Annotated in this window: 9 protein-coding genes, 9 tRNA genes, 1 rRNA gene and 1 pseudogene; all 20 read left to right on the top strand. The window is 33.0% G+C overall.

What is annotated here, in order from left to right; translation table 11 throughout:
• Positions 1 to 69 precede the first annotated feature (69 nt).
• Positions 70 to 186 (top strand): 5S ribosomal RNA (rrf, locus tag JWF52_RS00705).
• Positions 187 to 192: 6 nt separating this feature from the next.
• Positions 193 to 281 (top strand) — tRNA-Leu (locus tag JWF52_RS00700).
• Positions 282 to 294: 13 nt separating this feature from the next.
• Positions 295 to 370, top strand: a tRNA-Met gene (locus JWF52_RS00695).
• A 6-nt stretch (positions 371 to 376) separates the two neighbouring features.
• A tRNA-Glu gene (locus JWF52_RS00690) sits at positions 377 to 451 on the top strand.
• A 9-nt stretch (positions 452 to 460) separates the two neighbouring features.
• Positions 461 to 534, top strand: a tRNA-Gly gene (locus JWF52_RS00685).
• Between the two features lie 12 nt (positions 535 to 546).
• Positions 547 to 622, top strand: a tRNA-Val gene (locus JWF52_RS00680).
• 5 nt (positions 623 to 627) lie between these two features.
• Positions 628 to 704, top strand: a tRNA-Asp gene (locus JWF52_RS00675).
• Between the two features lie 16 nt (positions 705 to 720).
• Positions 721 to 796, top strand: a tRNA-Asn gene (locus JWF52_RS00670).
• Between the two features lie 33 nt (positions 797 to 829).
• Positions 830 to 904: transfer RNA gene (locus JWF52_RS00665), tRNA-Gly, on the top strand.
• A 10-nt stretch (positions 905 to 914) separates the two neighbouring features.
• Positions 915 to 991 (top strand) — tRNA-Arg (locus JWF52_RS00660).
• 162 nt (positions 992 to 1,153) lie between these two features.
• Positions 1,154 to 1,993 carry a diadenylate cyclase CdaA gene (gene cdaA, locus JWF52_RS00655; RefSeq protein ID WP_353654846.1) on the top strand — a complete coding sequence of 280 codons (840 nt, stop codon included), beginning with the start codon at positions 1,154 to 1,156 and terminating at the stop codon, positions 1,991 to 1,993.
• A complete protein-coding gene (locus tag JWF52_RS00650; RefSeq protein ID WP_208331447.1) occupies positions 1,990 to 3,192 on the top strand; it encodes a CdaR family protein in 1,203 nt (400 codons plus the stop codon). The genes cdaA and JWF52_RS00650 overlap by 4 nt, the downstream gene beginning before the upstream one ends.
• A 253-nt stretch (positions 3,193 to 3,445) precedes the next feature.
• Complete coding sequence (gene ptb, locus JWF52_RS00645; protein WP_208331446.1) at positions 3,446 to 4,348, top strand: phosphate butyryltransferase; 903 nt, start codon at positions 3,446 to 3,448, stop codon at positions 4,346 to 4,348.
• Positions 4,349 to 4,366: 18 nt separating this feature from the next.
• Positions 4,367 to 5,461, top strand: coding sequence for a butyrate kinase (gene buk / locus JWF52_RS00640; protein ID WP_208331445.1), 1,095 nt, complete (start codon positions 4,367 to 4,369; stop codon positions 5,459 to 5,461).
• A gap of 31 nt (positions 5,462 to 5,492) precedes the next feature.
• Entirely contained in the window at positions 5,493 to 6,170 is a 678-nt protein-coding gene (locus JWF52_RS00635; protein ID WP_208331444.1) for an ATP-binding protein, read from the top strand.
• A 40-nt stretch (positions 6,171 to 6,210) separates the two neighbouring features.
• Positions 6,211 to 6,426, top strand: coding sequence for a 4Fe-4S binding protein (locus JWF52_RS00630; protein ID WP_208331443.1), 216 nt, complete (start codon positions 6,211 to 6,213; stop codon positions 6,424 to 6,426).
• Positions 6,427 to 6,450: 24 nt separating this feature from the next.
• Positions 6,451 to 7,527 (top strand): 3-methyl-2-oxobutanoate dehydrogenase subunit VorB, encoded by a 1,077-nt coding sequence (locus tag JWF52_RS00625; RefSeq protein ID WP_208331442.1) that lies wholly within the window; start codon positions 6,451 to 6,453, stop codon positions 7,525 to 7,527.
• Complete coding sequence (locus JWF52_RS00620; RefSeq protein ID WP_208331441.1) at positions 7,527 to 8,282, top strand: thiamine pyrophosphate-dependent enzyme; 756 nt, start codon at positions 7,527 to 7,529, stop codon at positions 8,280 to 8,282. The genes JWF52_RS00625 and JWF52_RS00620 overlap by 1 nt, the downstream gene beginning before the upstream one ends.
• 1 nt (position 8,283) lies before the next feature.
• On the top strand, positions 8,284 to 8,826 hold the full coding sequence (locus JWF52_RS00615) for a 2-oxoacid:ferredoxin oxidoreductase subunit gamma family protein (RefSeq protein ID WP_208331440.1): 543 nt from the start codon (positions 8,284 to 8,286) through the stop codon (positions 8,824 to 8,826).
• 167 nt (positions 8,827 to 8,993) lie between these two features.
• Positions 8,994 to 9,414 (top strand): annotated as a pseudogene (locus tag JWF52_RS00610) (phosphoglucosamine mutase); the annotation flags it as partial.

Here is a 9,414-nt window from a genome sequence, read left to right as displayed (position 1 = left end):
TTTTCAGAGTATTAACTCTATTAACAAATATTAATTTTAATGTTTGTTTGACTTAAATGAATACATTAATGTGGTTATAATAGCAAGGAGGATACACCTGTTCCCATTCCGAACACAGAAGTTAAGCTCTTTAGCGCTGATGGTACTTGGTGGGCAACTGCCTGGGAGAGTAAGACATAGCCACGTTAATGTGCCGAAGTGGCGGAACTGGCAGACGCACAGGACTTAAAATCCTGCGGGACTTACCTCTCGTACCGGTTCGATTCCGGTCTTCGGCACCATTTATATTAATATCGCGGAGTGGAGCAGTTGGCAGCTCGTCGGGCTCATAACCCGAAGGTCGTAGGTTCGAGTCCTGCCTCCGCAACCAGTTTATGGCCCATTGGTCAAGCGGTCAAGACACCGCCCTTTCACGGCGGTAACAGGGGTTCGATTCCCCTATGGGTCACCAATTAAATATGCGGGTGTAGCTCAATGGTAGAGTTCCGGCCTTCCAAGCCGGCTGTGAGGGTTCGATCCCCTTCACCCGCTCCAGATTAAACTTATGGGACTATAGCTCAGCTGGGAGAGCACCTGCCTTACAAGCAGGGGGTCACAGGTTCGAGCCCTGTTAGTCCCACCATTTATGGCCTGGTAGTTCAGCTGGTTAGAATGCCAGCCTGTCACGCTGGAGGTCGAGGGTTCGAGTCCCTTCCAGGTCGCCAAATTAATTTAATATGCGGGAATATGGCTCAGTTGGTAGAGCAATTGACTGTTAATCAATGGGTCACAGGTTCGAGTCCTGTTATTCCCGCCACTATAAATTATATATGTAATACAAACTAAATATGCGGGAATAGTTCAGTGGTAGAGCGCAACCTTGCCAAGGTTGAAGTCGCGAGTTCGAATCTCGTTTCCCGCTCCATATAAAATATGGGTGCATAGCTCAGCTGGATAGAGCAACGCCCTTCTAAGGCGTGTGTCCGGGGTTCGAATCCCTGTGCGCTCACCAATAGAAAGTTTCACAAATGTGAAACTTTTTTTTTATATAAATTTATTTAAATAAATTTTATAATTATTTACTATACTTTAAATAATTTGTATATAGTTAGAGTAATATAGTATAATACATAGTGTAAATGATTAAGAACTTATCAGACAGGAGGAATTAACTGTGGATATAAATTCTTTTTTGAGAAGTTTCTTTGATACAATTTTTAATTTGACCATAAATGATATAGTGGATATATTAATAGTAGCGTATTTATTTTATAAAATATTTATGTTTATAAAAGATACAAGGGCAGAACAAGTCTTTAAAGGTATACTATTGTTATTAGTAGCCACACAGCTTAGTGATACTTTTAAATTACATACATTATATTGGATATTAGTTAATGCATTAGATTTTGGAGTTATTGCTGCACTTATAATATTCCAACCAGAACTTAGAGCAGGCCTTGAACACATAGGTAGGGCAAAGTTTAATATATTTGGAAAAAATGGTACAAATACACCAGAAGAAACTCTTAATAAAACAATAGAAGAAATAGTAGAAGCGCTATATTCATTATCAAGACAAAAAATAGGGGCCCTTATTATTATGGAAAGACAAACTAAAATAGGAGAAATAATAAATACGGGAACTAGTATAGACGGTGAAGTATCAAGACAGTTATTAATAAATATATTTATTCCTAATACACCGCTTCATGATGGAGCAGTAGTTATTAGAGGATCGCAAGTTAAAGCAGCTGCATGTTTTTTACCACTAACAGAAAGTAAAGATTTGAGCAAAGATTTGGGTACTAGGCATAGAGCAGCAGTAGGTGTTAGTGAAGTTTCAGATTGTATATCATTGGTTGTTTCAGAAGAAACAGGAGATGTATCTATAGCTAAAGCAGGAAAGCTATATAGGAATATATCGAAGGATAGGATGACTAATATATTAAGAAGTAATCTGAAAACTATTACGGATGAAAAAAGCTTTTTCAAAGGCGGGATATTCAGATGATAGATCAATTAAAACATAATACTAGAATAAAGTTAATATCGTTATTAAGTGCAGTTGTGCTATGGATGTATGTTATGGCAGTTGTAGATCCAGAAGAAACAAAAGTTTTTGAAGATATACCAGTACAGATAAATAATATGAATCAGCTTGCAGATAAAGATTTAGTTATTTATCCTGAGGTAGATTTGACTGCAGATATAGCTATAACAGGTAAGCTTTCAAGTATTCAAAAGTTAAGTAGAAATGATATACATATTTACGGTCAAATAAATAAGGTTGAAGGAAGTAATAGTACTGGGGAAGGTACTAATCAAATCTATTTAAAAGCAAGTGTTCCGGGAAAAGTTACACATGAGTTTAAAAGTGGAGTGTTGGTAGTAAATTTAGAAAAGGTAGTAAAAGAAAAAAGAGCTATAGAAGTAAATTTAGAAGGTAGAGCAAAAAATAATATAGAACCAGTTGCTATGGACAAGGATAATGTAAAGGTTTCAGGTCCAAGAGTATTAGTAAAAAAAGTTCAAAAGGTTGTAGCTACACTTAATGTAGGAGATGAAACTAATGACTTTAAGAAAGAATTAAGCTTAGTTCCTGTTGATGAAAACGGTAAAAAAGTAGAAGGAGTACATTTAGACTTTTCTAACGTAACTGTAAACGTAAAGTTTTTAAAACAAAAAACAGTTCCTATAAGTGTAAAATTTAGTGGTAATAGTCAGGCAGAGGATAATTTAAAAAATTATACATTAAGTCAAGAGACTATAACTATCAAAGGTAAAAAAGATATAGTAGATAACATAAATACTATTAGTACAAAGCCTGTAGACTTGTCATCTATAACAGGGGATATATCTAAAGATATATATTTAGAGATACCAGAGGGGATATCAGCAGAATCTAAGTTTATAACTATAAAATTAGATGCTGTTAAGTATATAAGTAGTAACCTTACATACACAAAAGAAGACGTTGAATTAAGAAATTTAAGTGATACTATAGATATGAATAAGGTTAAAATTCCAGAAAATATAAAGGTAAGTGTAGAACATGGAGATAATTTATCAGCTCCAACTAAGTCAGATATAGTTTTATATATAAATTTTAATGAATTACCTAATGAAGAGGGATTATATTCTATAAAATATGAAACTAAATATGATGCGAAACACATAACAATTGAACCGAACTTAACTATTGTTGAATAAAAAAATGTAAAAATTAATAAAATTTGACTAGATAAGATGCAATTAAAACTATTAGTTAAAACTACTAATATAGTTTTTGTTGCATCTTATTTATTTTCAATATACTATAAAAGTAGATGTATTTTGTATATGTGTTTTAAAATCGGACATCAGGAAAACGATATTTAGAATAAATACATATAATTTAGTTAAATTTAGCATATATTTATTAAAAAAACTGTATTTAATATGTATTAAAAATGAGGTGTAATAATTGAGAAGCTTTGAAGATGTAATTAAATTTGCAAAAGAAAGAGGTCCAAAGATTGTTGCAGTAGCTTGTTGCCAAGACAAAGAAGTATTAATAGCAGTTGAGATGGCAAGAAAGGAAAGAATAATAGATGCTATTTTGATAGGGGATATAGAAAAAACAAAAGAAATAGCTAAGAGGTTAGATATAAATATAAGTAATTACCAATTAATAGATATAAAAGATTTAGAACAAGCATCTCTTAAAGCCGTTGAATTAGTATCTCAAAATAAAGCGGACATGGTTATGAAAGGTTTAGTAGACACATCTATAATACTAAAAGCCGTTTTAAATAAAAAGGTTGGATTAAGAACAGGTAATGTATTAAGTCACGTAGCAGTATTTGATATAGAAGAATACGATAAGTTATTTTTTATAACTGATGCAGCTATGAACTTAGCACCAGACGTAAATATAAAAAGGCAAATCATAGAAAATTCATGTAAAGTAGCTCATTCGTTAGATATAAAAAATCCAAAAGTAGCAGTATTATGCGCAAAAGAAAAAGTAAATTCTAAAATGCAAGATACAATTGATGCAAAAGAATTACAAGAAATGTGTGAAAGGGGAGAAATAAAAGATTGTATAGTAGGAGGTCCTTTTGCTTTAGATAATGCTGTGTCAATAGAAGCAGCTAATCATAAAGGAATAAATCACCCTGTAGCTGGAAATGCAGATATATTATTAGCTCCAGATATAGAAGCAGGAAATATATTATATAAGTCTTTAGTATTTTTCTCAAAATCAAAAAATGCAGGAGTTATAGTTGGTGCCAAAGCTCCAATAATATTAACTTCTAGAGCAGATAATGAAGAAACAAAATTAAACTCAATAGCTTTAGGTGTTTTAATGTCAGCTGGGAATTAAGAATATAGGGGGATATACATGAATAACTTATTCAAAATATTAACAATAAATCCTGGATCAACATCAACTAAAATTGCGGTGTTTGATAATGAGGATCTAGTATTCGAAAAAACTTTGAGACATTCATCAGAAGAAATTAGTAAGTATGAAAAAATATCAGATCAATTTCAATTTCGTAAAAATGTAATAGAAGAAGCTTTAATAGAAGGTGGAGTTAGTATAAATGAATTAGACGCTGTAGTGGGTAGAGGAGGGCTTTTAAGACCTATACAAGGTGGGACTTATGCTGTAAATGAATCTATGATAGATGATTTGAAGTTAGGGGTATTGGGAGAACATGCATCAAATCTAGGTGGAATTATAGCTAAAGAAATAGGAGATTCAGTTAATATACCATCATATATAGTAGATCCAGTTGTTGTTGATGAAATGAATGACATAGCAAGAGTATCAGGAATTCCTGAAATACAGAGAAAGAGTATATTCCATGCATTAAATCAAAAAGCAACTGCTAGAAGAGCTTCTAAGGAGCTAGGAAAGGAATATAGTGAGTGTAATTTTATAGTAGTTCATATGGGTGGAGGAATATCTGTAGGAGCTCATGAAAAAGGAAAAGTTATTGACGTTGCAAATGCATTAGATGGAGAAGGTCCATTCTCACCAGAAAGAAGTGGAGGATTACCTGTAGGTGATTTAGTTAAGATGTGTTTTAGCGGGAAGTATAGTCAAAATGATATTAAAAAGAAGATAAAAGGAAATGGTGGACTAGTAGGATACTTAAACACTAATGATGTTAGAGATGTAGAACAAAGAATAGAATATATTGATGAAGAAGCTAAATTAATATATGAAGCAATGGCATATCAAATAAGTAAAGAAGTAGGTGCTTGTGCTGCAGTTCTTAAAGGAGATGTTGATGGCATATTATTAACAGGAGGTATTGCTTACTCAAATAAATTTACAAATCTTATAAAAGAAAATGTTGAATTTATATCGCAAGTAAGAGTTTATCCGGGAGAAGATGAGATGATAGCTTTAGCTCAAGGTGGACTTAGAGTTTTAAACAATGAAGAAAGTCCCAAAGAATATCTTTGCGAGCTAGGTTATATTTAAAACTAAAATTAAGACTTGATAGGGGATATTTATGATAACTGAGGATAATAGAATAAGGATAATAACAGGACATTATGGAAGTGGGAAAAGTGAATTTGTAATGAATTATGTTACCAAACTAAGAACACATATATCTGGAAAAATAGCTTTATCCGACTTAGATGTAGTAAATGTCTACTTCAGAACAAGGGAAAAAAAGGACTTATTACAGTCTTTAGATATATTAGCTATAGATAGCTCAATCAATGCACCAACGCTAGATTTACCAGCAGTTTCAGCTCAAGTTATGACACCTATAAATGATGAATCCTATGATTATGTTATGGATATAGGAGGAGATGACGTTGGAGCTAGATTATTAGGAAGATTTAGTAATGAAATAAAAGAAAAAGAATATGATATGTTTTGTGTAGTAAATGCAAATAGAGAGCAAACTCAAACTTATGACCAAGTTATTCATCATATAAATGCTATAGAAAGAACTTCTAAGTTAAAGGTGACAGGACTAATAAATAATACACATTTAATAAGGTCCACTACTATTGATGATATTTTAAGAGGTCAAAAATTAGTAGAGGAAGTGTCTAATGCTACTAATATACCTATAAAATATGTTACATGTATGGAAAATTTAGTAGATAAGTTACCTAAAGATTTAAATGGAGAGATTTTTCCGATTAAGCTTTATATGAGGGAAGACTGGATGTAATTTGAGCTCAAATATAAGAAAGATTTAAGGGGGGATTTTAATGGCTAAAGGAACAGTATCTTTTAATCAAGACCGTTGCAAGGGTTGCGGGTTATGTGTAGAAGCATGTCCATTAAAAATTGTTGCGATGGATAATATGAAAATTAATAAAAAAGGATATAACCCTGCGACAGTTATTGATTTGGAGAAATGCATAGGATGTACAAACTGTGCAACTATGTGCCCAGATGAGGTTATTACAGTAGAAAGATTTTAATTAAAATATAAAGGGGGGTTTTTAATGGCTAAAATACTTATGAAGGGTAACGAAGCATTTGGAAAAGCAGCTATAGAAGCTGGATGTAAATACTTTTTTGGATATCCAATAACACCACAAAATGAAGTTCCGGAATATATGTCAAAAGAATTACCTAAAATTGGGGGAGTATTTGTTCAAGCAGAATCTGAAGTTGCTGCAATAAATATGGTTTATGGAGCAGCAGGAGCAGGTGCAAGAGTTATGACTTCTTCATCTTCACCAGGTATAGCTTTAAAACAAGAAGGGATAACTTATGCAGCAGGAGCAGAATTACCATGTGTAGTACTAAATGTAATGAGAGGTGGACCGGGACTTGGTAGTATACAGCCATCTCAAGCTGACTACTTTATGTCAACAAGAGGTGGAGGTAATGGAGATTACAGAACACCTGTATATGCACCTGCTACTGTACAAGAAGCGGTTGATATGATAATAGAAGCTTTTGATGTTGCAGATTTCTATAGAACTCCAGTTATGGTTGCTGCAGATGGTATGATAGGCCAGATGATGGAACCTGTAGAATTTAAAGAGATGAAAAAAAGAGAGTTACAACCAAAAGATTGGGCAACAACAGGAACTAAAGGCAAGAGAAAACCTAATGTAGTAAACTCTCTATATTTAGAACCAGAAATACTAGAACAACATTGTATAAAATTAGATAAAAAATATAAAGAAATAGAAAAAAATGAAGTTCAATGTGAAATGTACAAAACTGAGGATGCAGAGTTAGTATTTGTAGCTTATGGTACAACATCAAGAATAGTTAAAAATTCAATAGATATATTAAGAGAGCAAGGTGTAAAAGCAGGACTTATAAGGCCTAAAACATTATGGCCATTCCCATTTGAAGCTTTTGGAAATATACCAGAAGCTAAAACTTTATTAACAGTTGAAATGAGTATGGGTCAAATGGTAGAAGATGTAAAACTAGCAATTGAAGGTAAATTACCAGTTCATTTTTATGGAAGAGCTGGAGGGATGGCACCAACTCCAAATGAAATAGCAGATAAGGCGATTTTAATATTAGAAGAAGAATTAGCTACAGGGGGTGTTAAATAATGGCTGTTGTATTCAAAAAAACTGAAGGATTAACAGATGTTCAAACTCATTATTGTCCAGGGTGTACACATGGTATAATCCATAGATTAGTAGGAGAAGTTTTAGAAGAATTAGATGTAATAGGAGATTCTATAGGAGTAGCTCCTGTTGGATGTTCAGTTTTATCTTATAAATATTTCAATTGTGACATGCAAGAGGCATCTCATGGTAGAGCTCCTGCAGCAGCTACTGGTATAAAAAGAGTTCACCCAGATAAAACAGTATTTACATATCAAGGGGATGGAGATTTAGCTTCTATAGGTACAGCTGAAATAGTTCATGCTGCAGCTAGAGGAGAAAAGTTTACTACTATATTTGTAAATAATGCTATATACGGAATGACTGGTGGGCAAATGGCTCCAACTACTTTAGTTGGCCAAAAAGCTACTACAGCTCCATATGGTAGAGAGATAGATAAGCAAGGTTTCCCAATAAGAATGAGTGAAATGTTATCAACACTACCAGGTGCTGTATTTGTAGAAAGAGTTTCAGTAGATACACCTGTTAATGTTAGAAAAGCTAAGAAGGCTATAAAAAAAGCATTTGAAGTACAACAAGCAGGACTTGGATTTGGAATAGTAGAGGTATTATCTACATGTCCAACAAACTGGGGATTAACTCCGAATGATTCACTAAAATGGTTAAGAAATAACATGATTCCGTATTATCCATTAGGAAATATAAAAGATGTTGATTTAACTCAGGAGGTGAAATAGCATGTCTACAGAAAGAGTAATATGTGCAGGCTTTGGTGGGCAAGGTGTTATGTCAATGGGTCAGTTGCTTACTTATGCAGGAATGCTAGAAGGAAAAGAGGTTTCTTGGTTACCTTCATATGGACCAGAAATGCGTGGAGGTACAGCAAACTGTGCCGTAACTGTATCTGATAAACCAGTTGGATCACCTCTTATAGCAAGTGATGCAACTTGCGCAATAGTAATGAATTCACCATCACTTGATAAATTTGAAAGTGAAGTAGTAGCAGGTGGAAAAATACTAGTAAATAGTTCATTAATAGAAAGAAAAGTAGAAAGAGATGATGTTGAAGTTTACTATATTCCAGCAAATGATTTAGCGATAGAATTAGGTAATCCAAAGGTTGCAAATATGGTAATGTTAGGAGCATATTTAGAAGCAAATCAAACAGTAGAGACGGATTCAGTATTAGAAGCATTTAAAAAAGTTTTTGGTCCTAGTAAGGAGAAATTTGTTCCATTAAATAAAGAGGCTTTACAAAAAGGCTCAAACGCAGTAAAATAAAACAAATAATAACAAAAAAAAAGACAATAGAATTATTTCTATTGTCTTTTTATCGTATACGTATTAAAATGATTTTATGACTAAAAATAGAGAATTAAGCACATTTATATGCACATAATAATATATTATAATTTGATATGCTTTTCATAATGGAAGGAGATTTCTTCATGAGAAAATATTTCGGAACTGATGGAGTAAGAGGAATTGCTAATACGGAATTAACATGCGACTTAGCTTATAAGCTTGGAAGAGCAGGTGGATATGTACTAGCTCAAGGAAAAGAAAAAGTTAAGGTAGTTGTTGGAAAAGATACTAGAGTATCTGGAGATATGTTAGAAGCCGCATTAACAGCAGGTCTTATGTCTGTTGGATGTGATGTTATAACAGTTGGAGTAATACCAACACCAGGAGTTGCTTATTTAACTAAAAAGTACAATGCTGATTGTGGAGTAGTTATATCTGCATCACATAATCCAGTAGAATACAATGGAATAAAATTCTTTAATAAAGATGGATATAAGCTTGATGATGAATTAGAACTAAATATAGAAGAATATATTGACAATATAGAAAAAGTAGATTATCATC

The organism is Clostridium sp. CCUG 7971 (assembly GCF_017590215.1).
In the GTDB taxonomy this organism is placed as follows: Bacteria; Bacillota; Clostridia; order Peptostreptococcales; family Peptostreptococcaceae; genus Faecalimicrobium.
The sequence above is the reverse complement of the archived record's forward strand: the minus strand, read 5'-3'. Positions and strand labels throughout refer to the sequence as shown.

Bases quoted from the DNA above. Each gene is read 5' to 3' on its own strand.
- JWF52_RS00630 (WP_208331443.1), top strand. From the start codon at position 6,211: ATGGCTAAAGGAACAGTATCTTTTAATCAAGACCGTTGCAAGGGTTGC.
- JWF52_RS00620 (WP_208331441.1), top strand. From the start codon at position 7,527: ATGGCTGTTGTATTCAAAAAAACTGAAGGATTAACAGATGTTCAAACT.
- JWF52_RS00650 (WP_208331447.1), top strand. From the start codon at position 1,990: ATGATAGATCAATTAAAACATAATACTAGAATAAAGTTAATATCGTTA.
- JWF52_RS00635 (WP_208331444.1), top strand. From the start codon at position 5,493: ATGATAACTGAGGATAATAGAATAAGGATAATAACAGGACATTATGGA.
- JWF52_RS00615 (WP_208331440.1), top strand. From the start codon at position 8,284: ATGTCTACAGAAAGAGTAATATGTGCAGGCTTTGGTGGGCAAGGTGTT.
- JWF52_RS00625 (WP_208331442.1), top strand. From the start codon at position 6,451: ATGGCTAAAATACTTATGAAGGGTAACGAAGCATTTGGAAAAGCAGCT.
- buk (WP_208331445.1), top strand. From the start codon at position 4,367: ATGAATAACTTATTCAAAATATTAACAATAAATCCTGGATCAACATCA.